This window comes from Rhabdochromatium marinum (assembly GCF_016583795.1).
GTDB lineage: Bacteria > Pseudomonadota > Gammaproteobacteria > Chromatiales > Chromatiaceae > Rhabdochromatium > Rhabdochromatium marinum.
The window spans coordinates 25,761-48,280 of record NZ_NRRS01000016.1; the positions used below are offsets into that span (position 1 = coordinate 25,761).

Sequence of the window (22,520 nt, forward strand, 5' to 3'; positions counted from 1 at the left end):
TTTGACCGATCCAGACTCGATCCCTACTCTTTATCTATCTGGCTCAGGCATTTTGGCCAACCTGAGCACCGCGCTTCACATCACCGCTCAAGCCACTCATGAAAGACATTGAGATTACCCGACCGCTGCATCTGGACAGTTCTGAAACCGTCGCGCTGGATACACACTCCTTTCTAAACATTCTCAATGTGGTGAACCTGGAGTTATCCTGTCTCGCCGATCTTTGCGGTCTCGAACACGAACTTCAGGACAGCATTCAGTGCATAATGTCAACTGCACACGACCTTTCCGATCCGGATGTGGCTTATCAGCGGATTGCCGGGCTGCATGAGGACATCGCCGCGATCAAACAGCAGGTCGCGGATCTCCTGGCGACCAAACCCGAGATGCGCGACTCAGCTCCAGTGCAGGAGGCGCTGGAAAATCTGGAATCAATTTTTACGATCCTGCACCAGCGCATCAATGACCTCCAGATGCACATGCATGATCGGGGAAACTGGAAAACCTTCAAGATTGCTCAAGTGATTAATGATTTCCAGCAAGTCTTTGGTGCAATTGAAAAAAACAGCAAAGGCCGGTTTCGCATTATCTCCAACATCGCCGCACAACAATCGAAGGACTATTATGTGGACTTTAAGGTTCATAGTACCGAAGATCCCTGGATCAGCATGCCACCGGTGCTGATTGATGTGATCAGGGATCTGTTGGCCAATGCGCGCAAATACACCAAACCTGGTGGGCGCATCAGTGCCGGTGTCTGGAGTGACGAACACCAGTTATGCATTGGCGTGGAGGACTCTGGCTGCGGCATTCCCGAACAGGAAATCGAGTCGGTGATCGATTATGGCCAGCGTGCCTCCAATGTACTGCAGCGCCGTACCATGGGGGGCGGACTCGGACTGACCAAGGCGTATGTTATCTGCAAGCAGTTTGGCGGTCGCTTCTGGATTCGCTCGGAGTTAAATCGCGGCACGCGCATTCGCATGGTCATCCCCAAAGCGCCGCATCAGGCCGGCGATTGCCATGCGCTCTAAGCGCTCCGGGCACATTCCTGAGCAGGCGCCAGGGCCGCTCCCTGGTCACCAGGATACGCCAGACTTTTTTAATTTGTATCACCAAGGGCTGGTCCGCGTTGCCGTGTGCGTCCCTGAAGTGGTCGTCGCCAATCCACACGCCAATGCGGCGGCCAGCCTACGACTGGCAGAGCAGGCTGCCGCACAAGGCGCCCTGGTGGCACTCTTCCCAGAACTGGGACTCTCAGCTTACACCAATGAGGATCTGTTCCAGCAACAGGCACTGCTTGATGCCAGTCTGACCGCGCTTGAGCAAATACGCACGGCGAGCCGTCAGCTCAACACCCTGCTCGTCGTCGGCGTGCCGCTGGCGGTCGATCATCGGCTGTTCAACTGCGCCGTTGCGGTGCACCAGGGGCGGCTGTTGGGCGCTGTGCCCAAGACCTATTTGCCCAATTACCGCGAGTTCTACGAAAAGCGCCAGTTCAGTCCTGCCGCCGCCGCACTGAGCCAAGAGATCCGGCTGCTCGGTGAGTCCGTTCCCTTTGGCAATGATCTGTTGTTCGAGGCGCTCAATCTGCCCGGCTGCGTGCTGCATTTGGAACTGTGCGAAGATCTCTGGACGCCAATTCCGCCCAGCACCTATGCCGCCCTGGCCGGCGCCACGTTGTTACTGAATCTCTCCGCCAGCAATATCACCATCGGCAAAGCCGCCGAGCGCCATGCGCTGTGCGCGGCCCAGTCCAGCCAATGTATGGCCGCCTATCTGTACTCCGCCGCCGGCCCAGGTGAATCGACCACCGATCTGGCCTGGGACGGTCATGCGGTCATCTATGAAAATGGCCAACTACTCGCTGAGTCCGCACGTTTCGCTCCCGACGAGCAACTGATTCTGAGTGATGTCGATCTGGAGCAACTCATCGCCGAGCGTCGGCGCCGCGGCAGCTTTGCCGATGCCGCCACCGCCGCAGGTGAGCGTCTGCGTGCACTGCGCCGCATCGGCTTTACCCCCGAGTGGCCAACGGGAGATCTCGGACTCATGCGCCGCGTCGAGCGCTTTCCCTTCGTGCCCGCTGACAGCCACACCCGCGACGAACGCTGTTTCGAAGCCTACAACATCCAGGTGCAGGCACTGGTCAAACGGCTGACGGCCACCGGCATTGAACGCATCGTCATCGGCGTCTCCGGCGGGCTGGACTCCACCCAGGCGCTGCTGGTCGCGGCCCGCGCCATGGATCGGCTCCAGCGACCGCGTACTAACGTCCTGGCCTACACGCTGCCCGGTTTCGCCACCAGCGCAGCCACGCGCGCCAACGCCTGGGCACTGATGCAGGCACTGGGCGTCACCGCCCAGGAAATCGACATCCGTCCCTCCTGCACCCAGATGCTCAAGGATATTGGCCATCCCTTTGCCGCTGGTCAGCCGGTGCATGATGTCACGTTCGAGAACGTACAGGCTGGCGAGCGAACTTCACATCTGTTCCGGCTGGCCAATCATCAGCAAGCCCTGGTTCTCGGCACCGGGGATCTGTCGGAAATCGCGCTGGGCTGGTCCACTTATGGTGTGGGCGATCAGATGTCGCATTACAACGTCAATGCGTCCGTCTCCAAGACACTGATCCAATACCTGATCCGCTGGCTGATTGACAGCAGTCAGTTCGACGCGGCGACCAATCAAGTGCTGCAACGCATTCTGGATACCGAGATTTCCCCCGAACTGGTTCCGCCCGATGCCCAAGGCGGACTGCAACGCACCGAGGACATCATCGGCCCCTACGCCTTGCAGGATTTCAATCTCTACTACATCAGCCGCTATGGGCTTCGACCCAGCAAAGTAGCCTTTCTGGCCTGGCACGCCTGGCATGATCGCGCGCGCGAACCCTGGCCGGACGGTATCCCCGCCGATGCCCGACACGCCTACGACCTCGACACCATTCAGCATTGGCTGGAAGTGTTCCTGACACGCTTTTTCGGCAGCAGTCAGTTCAAACGCAGCTGCATGCCCAATGGCCCCAAAGTCGGCTCCGGTGGATCCCTCTCCCCACGCGGAGACTGGCGCGCACCAAGCGACGCCGTCGCTCATGCCTGGATCGACGAGCTACACCAAAATCTACCAGGCGTCTCTCCTGATGGTGCGTCAGCACCTCCAGTGGGAGTTTGATACCGCGACATCCGGCCGTCAGGACCGGTGGCCGGAGACGGCCGGGACCTCGGGCACCACAGGCACCAGTTTCGGCCGCTTGCGGTCTGCGTTGGAAATCGGGAAGTCGGTGTCGATCAGCGCCGGGATGTCTTTGGCCGGCACCGGCCGGCTGTAGAAATACCCCTGCACTTCGTCGCAGCCCATCGCCGAGAGCTGGTCCATCTGGTCCTCGGTTTCAAAGCCCTCCGCGTTGATCCTGAGGCCCATGGTCCGACCCATGCTAATGGCGGCGCGGATGATCGCCGCGTCCTTCATGTCACTGTTGATGCCGCGCACGAAGCTGCTATCGATCTTCAGCTTGTCGAAGGGGAATTTCTGCAGGTAGCGCAGCGACGAAAAGCCGGTGCCGAAATCGTCCAGCGACAGGCCGATGCCAAACGTCTTCAACAGCAGTACGATATCGAGCACCTTTTCGGTGTCGGAAATCAGCACGCCCTCGGTGACTTCCAAGTCCAGGAGCCTGGGGGGCAGCGTCGTCTCCGATAGGATCCGCGAAACCTTGGCGGCGAGAGCCGGCTCGCGGAACTGCACCGGTGAGATGTTCACCGAGACCTTGATGCCGCTCCATTGCGCGGCGTCCTGGCACGAGCGTGCCAGGATCCACTCGCCGAGCGGGCCGATCAGGCCGCTTTCCTCGGCGACCGAGATGAATTCCGCAGGACCGATGAACCCGCGTTCCGGATGGCGCCAGCGCACCAGCGCCTCGACACCGACGAGCTTGCCGCTCGTCAGGTCGATTTGGGGCTGGTAGTGCATGACGAACTGGACGTTCTCAAGCGCGATGTGCATGTCCCGCTCGATCATGCGCCGAAACTCTTCGTGCTCACGCATCGTTTGGTCGAACAGACGATAGGTGCCGCGGCCGCCGCTTTTGACTTTGCTAAGTGCGACACCGGCATTGACCATGAGCTCGTCGCCGGTGGCTCCATCCTGGGGAAAGACGGCGACACCGATGCTGGTGCCGATATGGAGTTTGTGGCCCCCCGCGACGATTGGGCGAGCGACGGATTCCAGCAACGCCTCCGCAACGCCAATCGCGTAAGTGCGGCTCTCGAGCGCCGGCAGCACGAGACAGAACTCGTCGCCGCTGATCCGCGCCAGGACGTCTTTGCGGCTGCGCCCCGCCATCATCCGCTCCGCTAGGGCGCGCAGGGCTGCGTCACCGATATGGTGGCCGTAGCCGTCGTTGATGTCCTTGAACTTGTCGAGATCGATCATCATCACGCCAACGAGGCCGCCAGTCTGGCGAGCCGTGACGATGGCTTCGCTGAGGCGGCTCTCCAACAAGTGCCGCCTCGGCAGTCCGGTCAGGTCGTCATGGGTCGCCAGAAACGTGACCTGTCTGGCGGTTTCCGTGAGCGCGCGGATCGGCACGACCCTCAGGAAGTAGAACAGCCCAAGACCGCAGCCAAGCGAAACCAGGAACACCAGAACCGTATTGTTGACGAGTTGCGAAACGGATCGCCTGAGAACGAGGGTACCCACTTTCCGGCCGGAATCGAAAATACTGTGACGGGCGACAATGGTACTCAAGCCAAGTTCCTGGTCATCTTCTCCGTGCATGGCGACGATCGCACCGTCGGCGTCCAGCACCCAGGAAACGGCCATCCGATGTCCGTCATGAGCGGCGTGTTTTTGGTCCCAGACCCGCAGCATGTCATTGATGCGCGATGTCTCGAACGTCCACAGTTTCGGATTCTGGCTAACGATGGTGGACAGATTCTGCGACAGGAAGTAGGATTCGGCCCGCAACCCACTCGCCAGATTTGTATAACCAAAGAAGAAGAAGAATGCCGGCACGGCGAGCGTGAGCAGCGTAGCGGCAGTCACGGCGACGACCGTGGTCCCCTTGGCAATGCGTTGGTGAAAATGGGTGATGTTGGGCATGGGGATGCACCGTATTCGGCGGCCTTAGTCGACGGGCTGATGTCCAGAGTTCCGCAGGATTTCCCGCCCCTGCGGCGAGCGCGCGAACGCAATAAAGGCCGTGGTCTCTTCCGGAGCGTCGATCTTGGTAACGAACCGGAAGGTCTTGACGTGCGGATAGGCACCGCGTTTCAGGTCGGCAATGGTCGGTGCCGGCTTGTCAACGCCGACGATGTGCAACCGGCGGCCTTCGGACAGGATCTGGGCCTGGGTCGAGACACCGACCGAGCCGGGCAGCTTCTCCAGATAATCGGCGTTTTGCTGATCGTTGGTGGCAATGAGGAGGCCGTTGCGTTGGTAGGCGGCGTCCACGGCGTCGTCCATGCCGGTGGCAAATTTGCGCAGGAAGCCGATGTCATTCTCGTTCTTCTGGCGCAGGATCAGGCGCACCGGCGTGCCGTTTGGCCAGGTCTCGGTCGCGCCGACGAAGATGTCGGCAAGCGCACCCCCGGAGATCTGTTTCAGGTCGGCGCCTTCGCCGGTCACCAGGACCACCGCAGTCCGCGCGTAGGGCTGGTCAATGGCGCCTGCGGCGCGTTCCTTGTCCTTCAGGTCGCGCGCGGAAACCGACAGGTCGATGGCCCCAGCCAGCACGGCCTTGATGCCACCGGTGCTACCGAGGCTGGGCAGGATCTCCACCTCGACGTGGGGATAGAATGCCGCGAAGGTCTTGGCAAGAAGCCGTATGCCACCGAGCGCGCCACCGGTGCCGCCGATGGTGAGCGTTGCCTCAGCGCCAAGAACCGTAGACATGGACACCATACCGGCAAACGCCGCAGCGGCGATGACAGTCAGGCGTCGAGACAGGCTTCGTTCCGGCATCGTGGCCCCCTCCATAAAGGATAGGAAATCCAAGCCACCCTGAGAATCCCGTATGGGTGTCAACGTGTAGATTATCGGTCGTTGGGAACGAGGTCAACGACGAATATGCACCTGATCCACCGTTGGATCGGCTCAGCCTTGCCGAGCGCGCTCTGGGACGGCTAGACGGCATCACCATACTGCTGACGCGCCAGGAACTCTTCCTCTATATTCGAGACCGAAGCGCAAGCCGGCCAGCCGATCGCCGACATCCGCGAGGTCTCAAACTACGTCGATGCGATGATGTACGGGTTGGAAAGGCTGCAAGAACTTCCACTGTCCCTGCGATTAATCCGCGAGATGCATGCGCGACTGCTGCAAAGCGGACGGCGTGCTGCAGAAACCGCTCCTCTATCTCAGCCTGTTTCTCAAGACACATCGCACGGATTACTATCGACTCCTTCAGGAAGTCCGCGAGCACGGCCATTGGGAAGCCTGGCTCGACTTCTTCCTTGTCGGCGTGGCCGAGACTGCGAACCAGGCATTCGACGCCGCCACACGTATTGTTGATTTATTCAAGGAAGATCGCGAACGCATCACGGCCGCAAGCGAGGCCGCGTCTTCAGCTATCGCATATACCTCACCATTCTTAGCGAGGGCACCGATCCGCTGCCCACCACCACCTGAACAGAGGAAGCCAGGCCGATTGCATCCACCAACCGCACCGAGGCCGGACCAGAAAGCGGCGAGGCGTTCGATCTCCATCGCCTTCGGAGTCCCGCACTCAGAGCAACAGGCGCGAGATGCTCGGCTCGTCGATATCTGCAGGATTGCGCCGAATTGCGGCCAGGGCGGCCTCGACCCCCGTCGCGGCGGTCTCGCCCGACATGCTCGGCACACCGAGATTCTCGGGCCGGGCCGCCACCTCGGGCAGCTGCGGTAGATGGATCCAGCCCGCCCTGATCTTGGTGCCCTCGACCGGCAGGGACAGGTGATGCAACACGCCATACATCAGGTGGTTGCAGCAAAAGGTACCCGCGCTATCTGAAATATCTGCCGGCACCCCAGCCGCGCGCATTGCCTTAACCATCGCCCGGATCGGTAACGTGCTGTAGTAGGCCGCCGGCCCATCCGGCACCGTCATCTCGCCCTGCATAGCCCGGCCCGCGTTGTCGAGTAGACCGTATCGGGTGCCATCGTTGAGGTTCTGCGCGATCCGCTCCACAGTGACCATCGACCGCCCCGGGTACTCGCCAAGCATGACGACGACGTCCGGATGCAACTCGGCGATGGCCTCGCGCACCACATCAATGCAGACGAAGAAGCTGTTAGGGACGATGCGCGATTCCACGCGCGCCTCATCGATCAAACGGCCATGCAGTGCACGCGCGACGCGCTCGGCCGGATTGATCGGGGTGTCTCCATAGGGCTCGAAACCCGTCAGCAGAATCGTGCTCATCGTGTCCGCCTCTCTCGGCCTGATCAACACCACCCTGAGGATCTAGTATGGGTGTCAGCGCGTAGATTATCGGTCGTCGGGAACCAGGTCAACGGCGAACATGCGCCTGATCGACCGCATGCAGAAAATCGATAGCGACCTTGACCCGCACCTCTGGAAGTGCTTGACTCGGTACCGATTTGAGTATCAGGAACGCCCATGAACAGCATTCCAGCCCAAGAGATCAAGCGCTACGGAATCGCAGCCGTGGACGAGGTGCTTCACAACGGCCCGGTACATATCATCAAAAACAATCGCCGGAGCTATGTCGTGCTGACCGAAGCCGCCTATGCCAAACTGCAAGAGGCTCAGCAGGAAGCAGCGAGGGAACGTCTCCGTGCCTCGCTGGCTGATTTCGAGGCCGGTCGAACTCGCCGCTACTCGGATGCAGATTCACTGATGCATGCGCTGGACGCAGACGAAGCATGAGCTTCGCGCTCGTTACGACCCAACCTCGTCGCGATGGATGTTAGCGATGGGCGCCGGATTCTCGCAGCGCTCGGGTGCGCCCACTCGTCCTCTTACTGCGGCAAGGAATTGATGAGCACACCAGTTTCGAGCATCACGTCGAAGGCGATCCGGCCATATCCACGTCGGCAACCGCTACGAGCTGCGGTGGACCGTCCGTCAGTTCATCCGGCGACCGGCGCTTATTTCAGGCGCGCGGCGTGGTACTCGAAGTGGTCTTCGATGAAGCTGGCGATGAAATGGTAGCTGTGGTCGTAGCCTGGCTGCATGCGCAATGTCAGTGCTTGCCCCGCAGTTTCGCAGGCGGTTTGGAAATGGCTCGGCAGCAGCTGACCCTCGTGCAGGAATTCGTCGGCATCGCCTTGGTCAATGAGGATATCGTCGAGACGCGCACCGCCCCGAATCAGACAGGTGGCGTCGTAAGCTTCCCAGGCCGCGCGGTCGTCACCGAGATAGGCGCCGAAACAGCCTGCTCCCCAGGGGCAGTCAACGGGATTGGTGATCGGTGCGAATGCCGATACCGAGCGCCAGGCGTCGGGCTGTTTGAGCGCACAGATCAACGCTCCATGACCGCCCATAGAATGCCCGCTGATCGACCTGACTCCGGCCTGCAGCGGCAGCTCCGCTTCGATCAGGGCGGGCAACTCCGCCGTGACGTAGTCGTACATCCGGTAATGCGGTTTCCAGGGGTCCTGCGTGGCATTGACATAAAAGCCGGCACCCTGGCCGAGATCGTAACGTTCGGGCGCGTCGGCGACAGCGTCACCGCGCGGGCTGGTATCGGCAAACACAATGGCGATGCCGTGGCGCGCCGCAAAACGCTGGAAACCGCCCTTGGTGCGTGCATTGTCGTCGGTACAGGTCAGCCCCGACAACCAGTATAGCGCCGGCACCTTCGCATTCCTTGATTGCGGCGGCAAGTAGACGGAAAAAGTCATCTCGCATTGGCAACTGGAGGACATGTGTGTGTAGCGATTGAGGTAACCGCCACTCTCCTTGATACTTTCGATTTTCTTCATCGCCGATAGCCTAGAACCTGATCACAGACTTGATGCTTTTGCCCTCGTGCATGAGATCGAAGGCAGTATTGATTTCCTCCAGCGGCATGGTATGGGTGACCAGCTTTTCGAGCTCTATCTGTCCATTCATGTACTGATCGACCATCCCCGGCAACTCGGTGCGGCCCTTGACGCCGCCGAAAGCGGTGCCGATCCAGCGCCGGCCGACGACGAGATTGAACGGGCGCGTGCGAATTTCCTCGCCGGCACCGGCCACACCGATGATGCACGAGGTGCCCCAACCCATGTGCGTGCATTCTAGCGCGTCGCGCATGACCTGAACGATACCCGTGCAATCGAAGGAGTAATCGACGCCACCATTGGTCATTTCCTGGATGTATTCCGGAATGGAACCGTCAATCTCGGCGGAATTGACGAAATCGGTGGCGCCGAACTGGCGCGCGATCTCTTCCTTGTCCGGGTTGATATCGATCGCCAGAATGCGCTCAGCTTTCGCCATCACCGCACCCTGGATAACCGACAGGCCGACCGTACCGAGTCCGAAAACCGCCACCGAGGCACCGGCTTCGACTTTCGCGGTATTCAACACCGCGCCGATGCCCGTGGTTACCCCGCAGCCGAGCAGGCAAACCATGTCAAGCGGTGCCTCGGGATTGATTCTGGCGAGAGCGATTTCCGGGACCACCGTGTACTCGGAGAATGTGGAACAGCCCATGTAGTGGTAAATCTCCTTGCCGCCCACCTTAAAACGGCGCGTGCCGTCGGGCATGAATCCGGTCCAGACAGTGCCCGCGATCGACTGGCAAAGGTTATTCTTGTTCGAGCTACAGTAGGGACAGGTCGGTTGCTGGCATTCGGGGATATAAAGCGGAATCACATGGTCGCCCGGCTTCAGGCTGGTAACCCCCGGCCCGCATTCGAGCACCTCGCAGCCACCCTCGTGTCCGAGAATAGCGGGAAAAACACCCTCAGGATCTTCGCCGGACAGCGTAAATGCATCGGTATGACAGACACCGCTGGCATGCACTTTCAACAGCACCTCGCCCTCGCGCGGACCTTCGACTTCGACGTCTTCAATGACAAGGGGTTTTTTCGGTTCCCAGGCGATCGCGGCTCTCGCTTTCATGGAAGCTTCCTCGGATTATTTTGGAATTATTCAAAACGGCAGACTAACTTAGAAAGGATAGATCAACCGAAAGAAACTGACACAGGAACCGCGCCATGGCTCAAACACTGATCCTTCGTCACACGGGTGAGTGCCGCTTTCGGGTCGAACGCCAGTCCGACGGCAAGGCCTCGCCGGCAGTTGAACTCCAGGCGCCCGACGCGGTAGCGGTCCCGGGCCGCCCCGACAGCCACCTGCTGCGGAATCTCGGCTGGTATTTGGAGAAGTTCCTCGACTATCCCTTTCCGCCCAACACCGAACTGGCCGACCGCATCCAGGACGCGCTGACGGCCTGGGGCGAGGACTGCTTCGCGCGCCTGTTCGCCGGCCAGGCCCTGATCTGGTACCACGAGGCGCGCCAGGCGGGGCTCGACCGGCTCACACTCAAGATCGCCAGCGACGACCCGCGCATCCTCGGCTGGCCCTGGGAGGCCTTGCGTGACCCCGATGGGACCACCTTGGCCCATAGCTGCCGCATCGAGCGCCAGGTGAGCGCGCTGCACGACCCCTTGCCGCTGCCCGAGGGATTGCCGACGGACCGGATCAACATCCTGCTGGTCATCGCCCGCCCGTATGGCGACAAGGATGTCGGCTATCACGCCCTGGCGCGCCCGCTGGTCGAGCGGGTCTCGGCGTGTGGTCTGCCGGTACGCATCGAGGTGCTGCGTCCGCCGACCTTCGAGCAGTTGCAACGCCACCTGCATCGCCGCCCTGGCTTCTACCACATCCTGCATTTCGACGGACACGGCGGCTATGGCGAGGCGGCCTACGGCGGCAATGGCGACTGCTTCCGGGGCGTCGAGGGTCGGCTGATCTTCGAGACCCGGGACGGCGCGGACGAGGCCGTCAGCGCCGACAAGCTCGCCCCGTTGCTCAGTGATTACCGCATCCCGATCATGGTGCTCAACGCCTGCCAGTCGGCGCGCATCGACGAGCGCGCCGACGATCCCTTTGCCTCGGTGGCCGCAGCCCTGCTCAAGGCCGGCATCCGCTCGGTGGTGGCCATGGGCTACAACCTCTATGTCAGCGCCGCCCAGCAGTTCGTGCCCGCCTTCTACGATCGACTGATCGAGAGCGGCGAAGTCGCCGAGGCCACCCGCGCCGGACGCCGGGCCATGCTCGCCCAGGATGCGCGTGTCTGCGCCCGTGGGACCTATCCGCTGCGCGACTGGCTGGTGCCGGTGCTCTATCAGCAAGAGGCACTGGTTCTGCCCGTGGCCGAGCTGCGATCCGCCCCCGAGCGCGTGGAGCGCCTGCCCGAGGAGGCGCGCAAGCTCGGCGATTACGGTTTCATCGGCCGCCAGCGTGCCATCCAGGCACTGGAGCGCGCGGTCCTGACCCAGCCCCAGGCGGTGCTGCTGATCCACGGCATGGCCGGGGTGGGCAAGAGCACCCTGGTGATGGGCTATCTGCGCTGGCTGGAGCAGACCCAGGGATTGGGCGACCCGGAGGAAGGCACTCCGTTTGCCGGTATCCTCTGGCTCGGCTTCGAGGACATCCGCAGCGCCGAATTCGTCGTCAATGCCCTGGTCGAGCCACTGTTCGGCCATGCCGCCACCGCCGCGCCTCTGGACCAAAAGCTCCCGGCCCTGACCCAAGCATTGCGCGATACGCCACTGCTTATCGTCTGGGACAACTTCGAGTCCGCCGCCGGCATCCCTGGTACCGAGGTCACCCCCCAGCTCCCGGAGACCGACCGCCAGCAGCTCGGGACGCTGATCCAGGGGTTGCGCGGTGGCAAGAGCCGGCTGCTGCTCACCAGCCGCTCGCGTGAGTCCTGGCTCGCCACCACGGCGGTCTATCGGCTGCCGCTGGGCGGTCTGCAGGGCGAGGAGCGTTGGGAATACTGCAACGCCGTGGTGGCGGACCTGGGGCTCCGACCCAAGCGCGAGGATGCCCACTACGGCGCGCTGATGGATGCGCTCGACGGCCATCCGCTGGCCATGCGCGCGGTGCTGCTGCGTCTGGGTGAGACCTCGGCCGAGACGCTCCTGGCCGAACTCGAGGCCGCCTTCTCTGGCTCGGAGGGGGATGAGAGTACGCGACGCATCTTCGCCGCCCTGGCGCTACTGGACGCGGGCCTGCCGGACGCCTTCGCCCCGCTGCTGCAACTGATCGGGCTGCACCGGCGCTATGTGCACGTCGCCTCCCTGGAGCAGATCGCCGAAGGCGCGGGGACGCCGGTGACGCGCGAGACCCTGAACCCGTGTCTCGCGGCGCTCGAGACCGGCGGTCTGCTGCACCATGAGGGGCAGGGTATCTATCTCATGCACCCGGCCCTGAGTGGCTTTCTCGCCGACCGTCATCCGGCGACGGAGGCGGCGCAACGGGGATTCGTCGATTTCATGGGCGGTTACGCCGATCAGTTAGCCCCAAAGCAACTGCACGAGCAGCGCGGCCACTTCGCCATCCATGGCGTGAGCTTTCACCAGGCGCTGGGACTGGCGAGCGAGCTGGGCATGCAGACCCATGTCTTGGCTCTCACCCAGTCGCTGGCAACCTTCGCCCAGAACCGGCGGGATCTCGCCGCCGCCCGGCAACTCTTCGAGGCGCTGGCGACAGAGTCCGAGAAAGCGGACGATCAGGACGGGTTGGCTGGCGCCTACCACCAGTTGGGGATGATCGCCGAGGAGCAACGCGATTTCGCCAGCGCCGAGGCCTGGTACCGGAAGGCGCTGGCGATCCTCGACCAACAGGGCAACGCGCACGGGACGGCGTCGAGCCACCACCAGTTGGGGATGATCGCCGAGGAGCAACGCGATTTCGCCAGCGCCGAGGCCTGGTACAAGAAGTCGCTGGCGATCCTCGAGCAACAGGGCGACGCGCACGGGGCGGCGGCGAGCTACCACCATTTGGGGGTGATCGCCCAGAAGCAACGCGATTTCGCCAGCGCCGAGGCCTGGTACAAGAAGTCGCTGGCGATCCTCGAGCAACAGGGCGACGCGCACGGGGCGGCGTCGAGCCACCACCAGTTGGGGACCATCGCCCAGGAGCAACGCGATTTCGCCAGCGCCGAGGCCTGGTACAAGAAGTCGCTGGCAATCAAGGAGCAACAGGGCAACGCGCACGGGGCGGCGTTGAGCTACCACCAGTTGGGGAGGATCGCCGAGGAGCAACGCGATTTCGCCAGCGCCGAGGCCTGGTACCGGAAGTCGCTGGCGATCTTCGAGCAACAGGGCAACGCGCACGGGGCGGCGTTGAGCTACCACCAGTTGGGGCGGATCGCCGAGGAGCAACGCGATTTCGCTAGCGCCGAGGCCTGGTACCGGAAGTCGCTGGCGATCGAGGAGCAACAGGGCAACGCGCACGGGGCGGCGTCGAGCTACCACCAGTTGGGGATCGTCGCCCAGAAGCAACGCGATTTCGCCAGCGCCGAGGCCTGGTACCGGAAGTCGCTGGCGATCAAGGAGCAACAGGGCAACGCGCACGGGGCGGCGACGAGCTACCACCAGTTGGGGATCGTCGCCCAGAAGCAACGCGATTTCACCAGCGCCGAGGCCTGGTACCGGAAGTCGCTGGGGATCTTCGAGCAACAGGGCAACGCGCACGGGGCGGCGTTGAGCTACCACCAGTTAGGGATCATCGCCCAGGAGCAACGCGATTTCGCCAGCGCCGAGGCCTGGTACCGAAAGGCGCTGGCGATCAAGGAGCAACAGGGCAACGCGCACGGGGCGGCGTCGAGCTACGGACAACTGGGAAGCCTGGCTCTGGAGCAACGCGATTTCGCCAGCGCTGGCGCCTGGTTCCTCAAGGCCATCGAACGCTTTGCCCAATCCAATGACTCGCATTACCTGGGCATCGCCGTTCGAGATTTCGCCCGCACCCTGCAAGCGGCGGACGCCCCAGTCCAGACCGCCCTTCGGCAAGACTGGCAGGAAGCGGGATTGGATCAACTCATCACACTCGAAGACCTCGAACGCCAACTCAGGGAGCAAAAACCGAATGACTGATCAAGCACTCACCGATGCCCGCATCTCGGGTCTGTTGCGGACCCTCGCCACAGCCGATCCGGATTTCAATGCCTTCGCGCAACGCTATGCGAGCCTCGCCGCGCAGCCGATCCCCGAGGATCAGGCGGCCGCGCTCTCACGCGAGCTGCTGGGTGTGCTGCGCGAGTCGCCCGAGCAGGCGCAGCAGATTGATGCGCTGGCGCGGACCGCCGATCCCCAGCGCTTCGACGGTGGCCTGGCCAGCGTGCCGATACTGCTCGCCATCACCTTTCTGCTGCGCACCCACATCCGCTTCAAGCGCCGCGCCGACGGCAAGTGGGAGTTCGAGATCGAGCACAAACCGGCAGAAAGCAAGCTGCTGACCCAGTTGCTCCAGAAACTCTCCGGTTTGCTGCCGGGTGGCGAGGGCTGAGGCGCTTGCTGCCAAAAAGTAAACCGCAGCCTTACTCAAACAGCAAAAAGGCTCAGCTCCAAATGAAGCTAAGCCTTTGTTTATTGGTGGGCCGTGAAGGATTCGAACCTTCGACCAAGGGATTAAGAGTCCCCTGCTCTACCAGCTGAGCTAACGGCCCGAAGCTTGTTGGGTTTTAACCTAAGCTAAATGGGGTGGACGATGGGAATCGAACCCACGACCACAGGAGCCACAATCCTGTGCTCTACCAACTGAGCTACGTCCACCATTGAATCGTTGTTTTCGAACTTGGCGCGCCCGGCAGGATTCGAACCTGCGACCCACGGCTTAGAAGGCCGTTGCTCTATCCAGCTGAGCTACGGGCGCAAGCTGACCGGGGTTGACCCAGCGAACATGGTCGGGGTAGAGGGATTCGAACCCCCGACATCCTGCTCCCAAAGCAGGCGCGCTACCAGACTGCGCTATACCCCGATGATTTGCGGGCTTGAATGATGACACCTCAAAAATGAAGATGTCAGCGCAAGCAACAAATCTCTAAAACTAAGAGCGGGAATCATACAGATGCCCAGCCACCACGTCAAGAGTCGGAAGCGATTTCCTGTTGCTTGCGCGTCGCTGTTGGATCCACTTCAGGCCTAGTGGTCTTGCTTCGTGTCAGCGGTTTCGATCAGGGCGCGGACCCATGTCTCCATCGCGTTGTTGGCAAGTGGCATGGGTGCCTCAAGGAAGCTCAGCACAAAGCGATCCCCTTGATCGACAACACCAATGGAGCGCGGACGCACAGCCATGACCTGGGGATTCGGCAGATGAGTGCCAAAGCAAAACAGAATATGCTTGGCCGCACGAATATTATCAGCGATCTCGCCACCAGACATGGCGCGGGTATGCTGATAGTGATCGAAGGTTGAAATAAAGCATGCCTTGGGATGCTCGTCCACACAGGATTTCAGATAGTCGATAATATCATCAACATTTTGGTAGCGAATTTCGCTCTTTTTCGCTTCAAGGGTGTAGACAGGATATTTTTCTTGCAGCAAGGTTTGTTTCATTTTAAGTCTTCCACCAGAGTAAATTGGGTTAATAACCAACAGAATAGCTGACTGTAATTGTAGGGATTAGCCTTGGGGCCACAATGAAAATTCGCAATCCCGAGCATGGCCGCCACCAGGTGACGACAGGCCAACAATCTGGCAGAGTACTGCGCAAGTATCCAAGCTGACCCCAAGCTGCGCCATGCACGGCCAGCCACCCCCCAACCGCGAGATCCAAACATGAGCTGGAAAACCGCGCACCGCTCCTTCTATTACCAACATGCACCTGAGCCAGAGGATCTAACTCTGCCTTGGGCCGAAACCGCGCTGCTGTGCATTGACGTGCAAGAATACGGCCTGGTCGAGCATCAGGATGCCACCGAGCGCGCGCGCTGGGCGCCCTTTCATGAGCGCATGCGCGGCACCGTGATCCCGCGCTTGCAAGCGGTGCAACAGCGCTTTCGCGACCACGGCCTTGATGTTATCCATGCCCGCATCGCCTGCCTGCTCAACGATGGCCGCGATCGTTCCCTGAGCCAGAAAATGCCCGGCTGGAATGATTTGCTCATGCCCAAGGATAGCCCAGAGTCGCAGATCATCCCGGAATTGGCACCGGTTGGCGATGAAATCGTCATCACCAAGACTGGCGACAGTGCTCTGACCGGCACCAACCTGCGCTTGGTGCTGACCAACATGGGCATTCGCCACCTGGTGGTCGGTGGTATCTATACCGACCAATGCGTGTCCTCGACGGTGCGCAGTCTGGCCGACGAAAGCTTCAATGTCATTGTGCTTGATGATGGCTGCGCCGCTGGCACCGATGAACTGCACCGTGCCGAGCTGGCGATCATCAATCACATTTACTGCCATGTCATGCAGAGCGCCGAGCTGCTGGCGATGATGGGACTCGACTGAGGAGAGCATCTGATGCCCCACACCATGGCTGCGATAAGAACCATACTCCTACTTGCACTTTGGCTGACCGCCAGCGGCGCGCCCCTTGCTGACAGCCGCATCGAGCTGCAGGACGGCAGTATTATCTCGGGTAAGGTGCTAAGCAGCGATGGCAAGCACTATCGAATTCGCTCTGACACGCTGGGAGTCATTGAACTGGATGCCAGCCAGATTCGCGCCCTCAGCCCTGCCGGGGAGGCACCACGCGGCCCGGCAGCCACCCACCCGGCGGCGACCAGCCAGCAGATCGAATCCCTGCAACAGCAAATCACGCAAAACCAGGGATTGCTCGACATGATCATGGCCCTGCAAAATGACCCCACCATCCGTCAGGCGTTAGCCGACGACGAGCTGCTCAGCGCCATTGCCAGCCGCGATCTGGAACGTCTGCGTCAGCATCCCACCATCCAAAAACTGCTTGAGAATCCGCAGCTGCGCCAAATTATCGAGCAGATGCAGGGACACTGAACAGCCCGCGCACGCGGCTGTGCTAGCATTGGGCCTTATGATGAAACCACGGATGTTGAGAGGCGACTGCGCGCCTGCGCGTCTGGCCACACGGTTGGCGCCAATACCGACTCTGCTGCTGATCGCCGCCGTACTGTTCAGCAGTGGCTGCGCCACCACGTCAACCGGTGTCGCGCCTTTCGGCTCGGTCGGCAAACAGCCCAGCACCCTGCTTGAAGGCGCAAGCTTGGATGAAGCGCGTTCGGTTGCCATGGCCTCGGCACGCAGCAAGGGCTGGACGCTGGCCTCGCCCAGTGCGGATCAGCTGATTCTTGAACGCAGCGTTCTCGCCTCATCCCCACAAGCGCAAGCGCTGGGAACCCTGCCCAATGGACCCGCGCCCCGAGTTCAGGTGCATAGCCAATTCATACCGCTCGATCGCGGTACCCAGGTCACTTTGCAGGCCTTTATCCTGGTCAACCCCGGCACTGAGGCGGCCAAACGCATTGATTACACGAAGGATTACCAGGATGATCTGGCTATTTCACTGAGTGCCCTGCAAAGCGCCTGGCTTGCCACCGAGCACCAACTCGCCTCGCCCGCACCCGTGCCTGCAACAGCAGCGCCACCGGCCCCGGATGATCTGCTGCAACCCCCGACAGAAGCATCTCCGCAGCAACAAGCCATGACTGCAACTGAAGATGCGACTGATGAAGACGCGACTGAAACCGCGTCCGAGGGCTTCGCCGCTGGCGACGATTTTGCCGGCTCGGCCTGGGGTGACGGCTCAGCCTGGAGTGAAGACACCAACCCAAGCCCTGATGCCACCCCTTGGCGCCGCGAGGAGGCCCGTTGGCCCGAGACCACAACTGGTGATTCCTGGAAGCAGGTGCCCGCAGAGGTCACTGCCAGCGCCGGCCTCCCGGCACCCGACCCAACCAATCCGATGCTGGTGCTCGACAGCGCCACCCGCACCGGCACCTGGGCTTATTATGCCGAGCGCTTCGCGCAACAGCTGGGTTGTTCCGTATCCGACCAGGGCGCCAGGCTGTTACAGAAAACCCCGTCGTTTGAACTGCATGAAGTGGGCTGTAACAATGGCGCCAATCAACTGATCAAGTGCCAGGCTGGCGTCTGTCAATCCATACGCCAGCCCCTGCCCTAGCCGCGCAACCGGCCTCATCCTACGAATAAATCAGCATGCTGCGTTTATCCACTGCCGGCCTCCTGTGCATCTTACTGGGCCTGCTGTTGGCTTCAGTTTGGCATCCGCTGCCCGCCCAATCCACAGGATCCTCCACTGAACGGCCCAGCGTCTATCTGGATCAAGCCAATATTCCGCGTGCCAAAGCCCTGGCTCTGGATGCGGCACTGATCAAAGGCTGGCGGGTTGCCGTCAGCGCTCGGGATCACTCCGTCTTCGAGACTCGGGTGCAAGATCCCAATGCCGCCGGTAAATCCACGGCAAAGGCTTCCGTGCTATTGCGCATTCGCGCCGATTTTACCCGCGATGCCAATGGCGTCCGGGTGGCGCTAAGCGCGACGGAAATTCGCTCACCCGGCACCCAAGCCGAGCGCCAGACCGATGTCACCAACAATTATCGCTCCAATTTAAATCACGCCCTCGCCTCACTGCGCACTCAGTGGCAGGATTTTGCCTTGGGTGGCCGTCGCCAGGCGCAAGCCCCGCCCGAGCCCCGTGCGCCAAGCCACTCAGCGGAGCAGTCGCCCAGTCGCCCCGCCAGTCGATCCACCAACCAGCCCCAACAAAACCAGCCGCCACCTCCCGCGCCGACACATCATCGCACCGCACGGCGTCCGCCAGCACCTCCCGCGCCCCCACCCGAGCCGGTGGGGCTCTGGGCTTACGAAGCCGAGCGACTCGCCAGTCGCCATGGCTGCAAAGTATCCGCGCGCGGCTCAATACTCTTTGGCGATCGCGCGAAAAACCGTGCCCAGGATCACGAAGTGCACCGGGTGACTTGCGACAACCGCTCGGCGCTGCTGGTGCGCTGCAACAGCGAGGGTTGCCGGATGGGGCTTCAGTAAGCTTCCAATCAAGTCGGGCTGGCCCAAAATTCTCAATGCCATTGAACAACAGCCCTGGATTTTTTCACCATCACCGAGAAGGCCCAAAACAGCATGCACAACATCAACAGCATCGCTCGCACCACCGCACTGCTTTTGCTGTGCTTCCCATGGCTCGCGCCCGCTCAGACGACGCTTGAATCGCTCAAGGAAGGCGCCGAGAACGCAGTGAAAGCCGTCAGCGACACCACCAGCAACACCGTCAAGGCCGTCGGTCAGGCGGCTGGAACCGCCACCGGTGCGGTTAAGGAGACCATCAATTCCACCCAGCAGAGTTTGGGGGATTCAGCCACGCCCGAGGAAACCCGCGCCAAGCTCGATGCCATGGCCGACAAGACCCTGGAGCGCTTGTTCGCCGACCAACCGAACAGCCGCACATTGTTTGAGCAAAGTGCCGGCTATGCGGTGTTTGACCGACGCGAAGCCAGCTTCTATGTTGTGGCCGGCTACGGGCGCGGTGTCGCCGTGGATCGCGAAACCGACGCGCACACCTACATGAAAATGGCCACGACCGGGGCCGGTCTGAGCTTCGGCTTCGGCGATTTCGCCTCGCAACTGGTGATCCTGTTTGAGAACGAATTTCTGCTCAATCAGTTTATCAGCCAGGGGCTGGATGCCAGCGCTGAAATTGGCACCATGACCGGCGCGGAGAAAGACCAGCTTAGACTGAGCTTCGATAATGGCAAAGCCGTCTTCATCCTGACCGGCAAGGGCTGGAAAATCGGTGCCAAGCTGACCGGGTCGCGCTACTGGCCGGACGACTCACTCAATACCGACTAACGGCGGGGACGTTGCTTATGGATCACCGGCTGAGGTCCAGCGCGCGGCGGCTTTTACATCCTGTTGCCGAGCGCTCACCCAACGGGTGCCGCTGGCGGTGGTCTCACGTTTCCAGAGCGGCGCCTCAGTCTTGAGTGCGTCGATCAGAAATTCACAGGCGCGGAAGGCTTCGGTCCGGTGCAGGCTGCCGACAGCAACCAATACAATGGGCTCTTCGGGGAGCAGGCGACCGGTGCGATGCACCACCAGGGCGGCGCACAGGGACCAACGCTCGCGGGCGCGGTCAAGTAACCGGGCAAGGACAGCTTCAGTCATACCAGGATAGTGTTCCAGCACCATTTCGCTTACGGACTCACCGCCTGACCAGTCGCGCATAATGCCGGTGAAAGACACCAGCGCCCCCAGATGTGACTGTGTCTGGCGCAACTGGCGCAGTTCATGCTCCGGATCGAAGGGATGCGACTGAATGCGTGTCTCGAACATGGATTCCTCAGCAAATTGCGCCATGGAAAGGCGGCAAGTATTGATTGGCGCCGGGCTTGGATCTGCACTAAAGTGATCGCGCCAGAGCGATGTCCTTTCCAAAGCCCGCAATGGTCCTTCAAGTGCCATTATACAAAATGCGACGATGGGATGCTTAATGATCCAAAAGAAAATATGCATGCTCGGTTCCTTTGCTGTGGGCAAAACGAGTTTGGTGCAGCGTTACGTCACTAGTCAATTCTCAGAAAAATACCTGACAACTGTCGGCGTCAAGGTCGATAAAAAAGTCGTGCAGATTGAGGATCAGGAAGTCAAGCTCATGCTATGGGATCTGGCAGGCAACGATGTCTTTTCTCCGCTTAACATGAGCTACCTGAGAGGCATGGCGGGCTATATCCTGGTGATTGATGGCACGCGAATTAAGTCATTTGAAAGCGCATTGACTATTTACCATACTTGCCAACAAAAATATCGGCAGGCTGCGGTACAGGTTGCCGTCAACAAGGTTGATATTCAGGAACAATGGGAAGTCACCGATGCTCACCTGGCCCAACTGCACGATCTCGGTATCGAGATCAACCTGACCAGCGCCAAGACCGCACAGGCGGTGGAGGATATTTTCATAAAATTGGCTCGCGCATGAAGCGCCTCAAATCAATCGATCATTGCCGGGAATGTTAACGATGGATATCGCCGCTCAGGTTTTCGCACATCTGGAAATGGCCGTGATCAAGGTCATCGAGCCCTCGGCCTTTGAGCTGGCCGGCCCTTCGTTTTGGTGGCTGGAGCGGTTTTTCTTTCAAACTAGCCCCAGCAATGCCACGCTTACGCCTCTTGAGACCTCGCCTTTTTTTGATGATTTTCTTGAGCAGTCACAATCAGTGTGGCGCTCACCTGAACAACATTCGCTCACTTCAGGGCCTTGGATCGAAGTTGACGACGCGGGACGGGAGTGGCCGTTTGATGCACAAGCCATCCATGACCATGGACAACGCTTGCTGCTGATTACTCACCTGGGTGCGTCCTATGCCGAGCGGGTCGAGATACTCCAAAGCAGTCGCGAGAGGCTACTCGATAACGAACGACTTGAAGCGGAAGTGTCGCGCCGCACCCAACAACTCAAGGAGCGCGAAGAAGAAGTTGCCAATCGACTGTTGGCCGCCGGCGGTTATCGCGATCAGGAAACTGGCGCCCATGTCAAGCGGATTGGTCTTTACTCTGCGGCCATGGCGAAAGCCTTGGGTTGGCCGCCATTGCGTATCGACGATCTCCGCGTTGCCGCGCCGATGCATGATCTGGGAAAAATCGGTATTCCCGACCGGGTACTCCTCAAACCGGGACGTCTCGATGAGGATGAATTCGAAATCATGAAAACCCATGCCGAACTTGGCGCACGAATACTCAGCGATACCGGGATTCCGATGATCGAGATGGCACGGCATATCGCCTGGTCACATCATGAAAAATGGAATGGCATGGGTTACCCAAGACAATTGCAGCAGGATGAAATTCCCATTGAGGCTCGCATTGTCAGTGTGGTCGATGTGTATGACGCCATGATCCATAAACGTGTCTATAAACAACCGATCGCCGAGAGCGAAACTCTCCACTTTATCCGCACCTCCGCCAACACCCACTTTGATCCACGTATTGTAGAGGCATTTCTCGATATTTATGACACCATCAAAGCCATCAAAGACCGGGTGCAAGAACACGAAAACGATCAGCCATCCCCGTTTTAGATTCGCCGTTTCCCGAACGTGAGCGGGCAAATGAACGCTGATCTTAGCTCCACAACAATGGGTCCACCGCAATGACTGGAGACAATCATTCCCAGCGCCCGAATGATCGGGAAACCATCGGCGACGATTTAACCGAACTCGATGATGCCGGGCGGATGGCGCAGCTGCGTGACATCCTGTTCGGACATGACAAAAGCGATCTTCATCGACGCATCGATCAACTGGAGAGCCGGTTAAGTCATGAAACCTCCGCTCTCACAGAGCACTTTCAGGCGATGGTTGAGGAACTCAAGACCGAAATCACGGACATCAAAAGCGAGTTGCGCCAAAACCAAAACACCCGACAAGCGATCTCAACACTTCTGGAAGAACTCGCAGCGCAGCTGAAAGACCCGTCGTGATGTCGCAACGGATCCCCAATCAAGCGACCGCTGAGGAATTCCAGCGCTTCAAAACGCTGCTGCTGGGCCGGGAACGCAGCGATCTTGAGGCGATCAGCCGACTGCTCCACGATAAAGAAGCCCTGACTGAGACCCTGGC

Annotated in this window: 20 protein-coding genes and 4 tRNA genes; 13 read left to right on the top strand and 11 right to left on the bottom strand. The window is 60.5% G+C overall.

Annotation, left to right across the window (positions count from 1 at the left end; genetic code table 11):
- Window positions 1–98 precede the first annotated feature (98 nt).
- Complete coding sequence (locus tag CKO36_RS07175; RefSeq protein WP_200282612.1) at window positions 99–1,034, top strand: sensor histidine kinase; 936 nt, start codon at window positions 99–101, stop codon at window positions 1,032–1,034.
- Window positions 1,024–3,174, top strand: coding sequence for an NAD(+) synthase (locus CKO36_RS07180; RefSeq protein WP_200282615.1), 2,151 nt, complete (start codon window positions 1,024–1,026; stop codon window positions 3,172–3,174). The genes CKO36_RS07175 and CKO36_RS07180 overlap by 11 nt, the downstream gene beginning before the upstream one ends.
- A gap of 18 nt (window positions 3,175–3,192) precedes the next feature.
- Here the strand turns inward: CKO36_RS07180 and CKO36_RS07185 are convergent, their stop codons facing one another.
- The 3 genes from CKO36_RS07185 to pcp all read right to left on the bottom strand — a co-directional run bounded on the left by CKO36_RS07185 (window position 3,193) and on the right by pcp (window position 7,402).
- A complete protein-coding gene (locus CKO36_RS07185) occupies window positions 3,193–5,103 on the bottom strand; it encodes a putative bifunctional diguanylate cyclase/phosphodiesterase (RefSeq protein ID WP_200282618.1) in 1,911 nt (636 codons plus the stop codon).
- A gap of 24 nt (window positions 5,104–5,127) precedes the next feature.
- Complete coding sequence (locus tag CKO36_RS07190; protein ID WP_200282621.1) at window positions 5,128–5,964, bottom strand: PstS family phosphate ABC transporter substrate-binding protein; 837 nt, start codon at window positions 5,962–5,964, stop codon at window positions 5,128–5,130.
- A 763-nt stretch (window positions 5,965–6,727) separates the two neighbouring features.
- Window positions 6,728–7,402 carry a pyroglutamyl-peptidase I gene (gene pcp / locus CKO36_RS07195; RefSeq protein ID WP_200282624.1) on the bottom strand — a complete coding sequence of 225 codons (675 nt, stop codon included), beginning with the start codon at window positions 7,400–7,402 and terminating at the stop codon, window positions 6,728–6,730.
- Between the two features lie 198 nt (window positions 7,403–7,600).
- Between pcp and CKO36_RS07200 the strand changes: the two genes are divergently transcribed.
- Window positions 7,601–7,870 (top strand): type II toxin-antitoxin system Phd/YefM family antitoxin, encoded by a 270-nt coding sequence (locus CKO36_RS07200; protein WP_200282627.1) that lies wholly within the window; start codon window positions 7,601–7,603, stop codon window positions 7,868–7,870.
- Between the two features lie 221 nt (window positions 7,871–8,091).
- Here CKO36_RS07200 and fghA read toward each other — a convergent pair whose 3' ends face one another.
- The gene (gene fghA, locus CKO36_RS07205; RefSeq protein ID WP_200282632.1) at window positions 8,092–8,928 is read right to left on the bottom strand and encodes an S-formylglutathione hydrolase; all 837 of its coding nucleotides are present in this window, start codon (window positions 8,926–8,928) and stop codon (window positions 8,092–8,094) included.
- Between the two features lie 10 nt (window positions 8,929–8,938).
- Window positions 8,939–10,054: an S-(hydroxymethyl)glutathione dehydrogenase/class III alcohol dehydrogenase gene (locus CKO36_RS07210; protein WP_200282635.1), complete on the bottom strand. Its 1,116-nt coding sequence runs from the start codon at window positions 10,052–10,054 to the stop codon at window positions 8,939–8,941.
- Window positions 10,055–10,149: 95 nt separating this feature from the next.
- Between CKO36_RS07210 and CKO36_RS07215 the strand changes: the two genes are divergently transcribed.
- Both CKO36_RS07215 and CKO36_RS07220 read left to right on the top strand, forming a co-directional pair.
- Entirely contained in the window at window positions 10,150–14,043 is a 3,894-nt protein-coding gene (locus CKO36_RS07215; protein ID WP_200282639.1) for a tetratricopeptide repeat protein, read from the top strand.
- Window positions 14,036–14,455 (top strand): hypothetical protein, encoded by a 420-nt coding sequence (locus CKO36_RS07220; protein ID WP_200282642.1) that lies wholly within the window; start codon window positions 14,036–14,038, stop codon window positions 14,453–14,455. The genes CKO36_RS07215 and CKO36_RS07220 overlap by 8 nt, the downstream gene beginning before the upstream one ends.
- A gap of 84 nt (window positions 14,456–14,539) precedes the next feature.
- Here the strand turns inward: CKO36_RS07220 and CKO36_RS07225 are convergent.
- The 5 genes from CKO36_RS07225 to CKO36_RS07245 form a co-directional block, all read right to left on the bottom strand.
- Window positions 14,540–14,615, bottom strand: a tRNA-Lys gene (locus CKO36_RS07225).
- A gap of 30 nt (window positions 14,616–14,645) precedes the next feature.
- Window positions 14,646–14,721, bottom strand: a tRNA-His gene (locus tag CKO36_RS07230).
- Window positions 14,722–14,744: 23 nt separating this feature from the next.
- Window positions 14,745–14,821 (bottom strand) — tRNA-Arg (locus CKO36_RS07235).
- Between the two features lie 28 nt (window positions 14,822–14,849).
- A tRNA-Pro gene (locus tag CKO36_RS07240) sits at window positions 14,850–14,926 on the bottom strand.
- Window positions 14,927–15,090: 164 nt separating this feature from the next.
- Window positions 15,091–15,504 carry a DUF6858 family protein gene (locus CKO36_RS07245; RefSeq protein ID WP_200282645.1) on the bottom strand — a complete coding sequence of 138 codons (414 nt, stop codon included), beginning with the start codon at window positions 15,502–15,504 and terminating at the stop codon, window positions 15,091–15,093.
- Window positions 15,505–15,726: 222 nt separating this feature from the next.
- On the opposite strand from CKO36_RS07245, the gene CKO36_RS07250 reads away from it, so the two are divergent.
- The 5 genes from CKO36_RS07250 to CKO36_RS07270 all read left to right on the top strand — a co-directional run bounded on the left by CKO36_RS07250 (window position 15,727) and on the right by CKO36_RS07270 (window position 19,755).
- Window positions 15,727–16,401, top strand: a complete 675-nt coding sequence (locus CKO36_RS07250; protein ID WP_200282648.1) for a cysteine hydrolase family protein — start codon at window positions 15,727–15,729, stop codon at window positions 16,399–16,401.
- Window positions 16,402–16,413: 12 nt separating this feature from the next.
- Complete coding sequence (locus CKO36_RS07255; RefSeq protein ID WP_200282651.1) at window positions 16,414–16,908, top strand: hypothetical protein; 495 nt, start codon at window positions 16,414–16,416, stop codon at window positions 16,906–16,908.
- Window positions 16,909–16,960: 52 nt separating this feature from the next.
- On the top strand, window positions 16,961–18,052 hold the full coding sequence (locus CKO36_RS07260; protein WP_200282654.1) for a hypothetical protein: 1,092 nt from the start codon (window positions 16,961–16,963) through the stop codon (window positions 18,050–18,052).
- A 35-nt stretch (window positions 18,053–18,087) separates the two neighbouring features.
- A complete protein-coding gene (locus tag CKO36_RS07265) occupies window positions 18,088–18,936 on the top strand; it encodes a hypothetical protein (protein ID WP_200282657.1) in 849 nt (282 codons plus the stop codon).
- Window positions 18,937–19,029: 93 nt separating this feature from the next.
- A complete protein-coding gene (locus CKO36_RS07270; protein ID WP_200282660.1) occupies window positions 19,030–19,755 on the top strand; it encodes a hypothetical protein in 726 nt (241 codons plus the stop codon).
- Between the two features lie 15 nt (window positions 19,756–19,770).
- Here CKO36_RS07270 and CKO36_RS07275 read toward each other — a convergent pair whose 3' ends face one another.
- Window positions 19,771–20,262 (bottom strand): molybdenum cofactor biosynthesis protein MoaE, encoded by a 492-nt coding sequence (locus CKO36_RS07275; RefSeq protein ID WP_242469444.1) that lies wholly within the window; start codon window positions 20,260–20,262, stop codon window positions 19,771–19,773.
- Window positions 20,263–20,395: 133 nt separating this feature from the next.
- Between CKO36_RS07275 and CKO36_RS07280 the strand changes: the two genes are divergently transcribed.
- The 3 genes from CKO36_RS07280 to CKO36_RS07290 all read left to right on the top strand — a co-directional run bounded on the left by CKO36_RS07280 (window position 20,396) and on the right by CKO36_RS07290 (window position 22,381).
- The gene (locus tag CKO36_RS07280; RefSeq protein WP_207161412.1) at window positions 20,396–20,881 is read left to right on the top strand and encodes a Rab family GTPase; all 486 of its coding nucleotides are present in this window, start codon (window positions 20,396–20,398) and stop codon (window positions 20,879–20,881) included.
- A gap of 40 nt (window positions 20,882–20,921) precedes the next feature.
- A complete protein-coding gene (locus tag CKO36_RS07285; RefSeq protein ID WP_200282668.1) occupies window positions 20,922–21,980 on the top strand; it encodes an HD-GYP domain-containing protein in 1,059 nt (352 codons plus the stop codon).
- Between the two features lie 71 nt (window positions 21,981–22,051).
- Window positions 22,052–22,381, top strand: coding sequence for a hypothetical protein (locus CKO36_RS07290; protein ID WP_200282671.1), 330 nt, complete (start codon window positions 22,052–22,054; stop codon window positions 22,379–22,381).
- Window positions 22,382–22,520: the final 139 nt, after the last annotated feature.

What these genes read in the sequence shown, in the direction of transcription:
- CKO36_RS07175 (WP_200282612.1), top strand. Translation starts at nt 99, where the DNA reads ATGAAAGACATTGAGATTACCCGACCGCTGCATCTGGACAGTTCTGAA.
- CKO36_RS07180 (WP_200282615.1), top strand. Translation starts at nt 1,024, where the DNA reads ATGCGCTCTAAGCGCTCCGGGCACATTCCTGAGCAGGCGCCAGGGCCG.
- CKO36_RS07185 (WP_200282618.1), bottom strand. Translation starts at nt 5,103, where the DNA reads ATGCCCAACATCACCCATTTTCACCAACGCATTGCCAAGGGGACCACG.
- CKO36_RS07190 (WP_200282621.1), bottom strand. Translation starts at nt 5,964, where the DNA reads ATGCCGGAACGAAGCCTGTCTCGACGCCTGACTGTCATCGCCGCTGCG.
- pcp (WP_200282624.1), bottom strand. Translation starts at nt 7,402, where the DNA reads ATGAGCACGATTCTGCTGACGGGTTTCGAGCCCTATGGAGACACCCCG.
- CKO36_RS07200 (WP_200282627.1), top strand. Translation starts at nt 7,601, where the DNA reads ATGAACAGCATTCCAGCCCAAGAGATCAAGCGCTACGGAATCGCAGCC.
- fghA (WP_200282632.1), bottom strand. Translation starts at nt 8,928, where the DNA reads ATGAAGAAAATCGAAAGTATCAAGGAGAGTGGCGGTTACCTCAATCGC.
- CKO36_RS07210 (WP_200282635.1), bottom strand. Translation starts at nt 10,054, where the DNA reads ATGAAAGCGAGAGCCGCGATCGCCTGGGAACCGAAAAAACCCCTTGTC.
- CKO36_RS07215 (WP_200282639.1), top strand. Translation starts at nt 10,150, where the DNA reads ATGGCTCAAACACTGATCCTTCGTCACACGGGTGAGTGCCGCTTTCGG.
- CKO36_RS07220 (WP_200282642.1), top strand. Translation starts at nt 14,036, where the DNA reads ATGACTGATCAAGCACTCACCGATGCCCGCATCTCGGGTCTGTTGCGG.
- CKO36_RS07245 (WP_200282645.1), bottom strand. Translation starts at nt 15,504, where the DNA reads ATGAAACAAACCTTGCTGCAAGAAAAATATCCTGTCTACACCCTTGAA.
- CKO36_RS07250 (WP_200282648.1), top strand. Translation starts at nt 15,727, where the DNA reads ATGAGCTGGAAAACCGCGCACCGCTCCTTCTATTACCAACATGCACCT.
- CKO36_RS07255 (WP_200282651.1), top strand. Translation starts at nt 16,414, where the DNA reads ATGCCCCACACCATGGCTGCGATAAGAACCATACTCCTACTTGCACTT.
- CKO36_RS07260 (WP_200282654.1), top strand. Translation starts at nt 16,961, where the DNA reads ATGTTGAGAGGCGACTGCGCGCCTGCGCGTCTGGCCACACGGTTGGCG.
- CKO36_RS07265 (WP_200282657.1), top strand. Translation starts at nt 18,088, where the DNA reads ATGCTGCGTTTATCCACTGCCGGCCTCCTGTGCATCTTACTGGGCCTG.
- CKO36_RS07270 (WP_200282660.1), top strand. Translation starts at nt 19,030, where the DNA reads ATGCACAACATCAACAGCATCGCTCGCACCACCGCACTGCTTTTGCTG.
- CKO36_RS07275 (WP_242469444.1), bottom strand. Translation starts at nt 20,262, where the DNA reads ATGGCGCAATTTGCTGAGGAATCCATGTTCGAGACACGCATTCAGTCG.
- CKO36_RS07280 (WP_207161412.1), top strand. Translation starts at nt 20,396, where the DNA reads ATGATCCAAAAGAAAATATGCATGCTCGGTTCCTTTGCTGTGGGCAAA.
- CKO36_RS07285 (WP_200282668.1), top strand. Translation starts at nt 20,922, where the DNA reads ATGGATATCGCCGCTCAGGTTTTCGCACATCTGGAAATGGCCGTGATC.
- CKO36_RS07290 (WP_200282671.1), top strand. Translation starts at nt 22,052, where the DNA reads ATGACTGGAGACAATCATTCCCAGCGCCCGAATGATCGGGAAACCATC.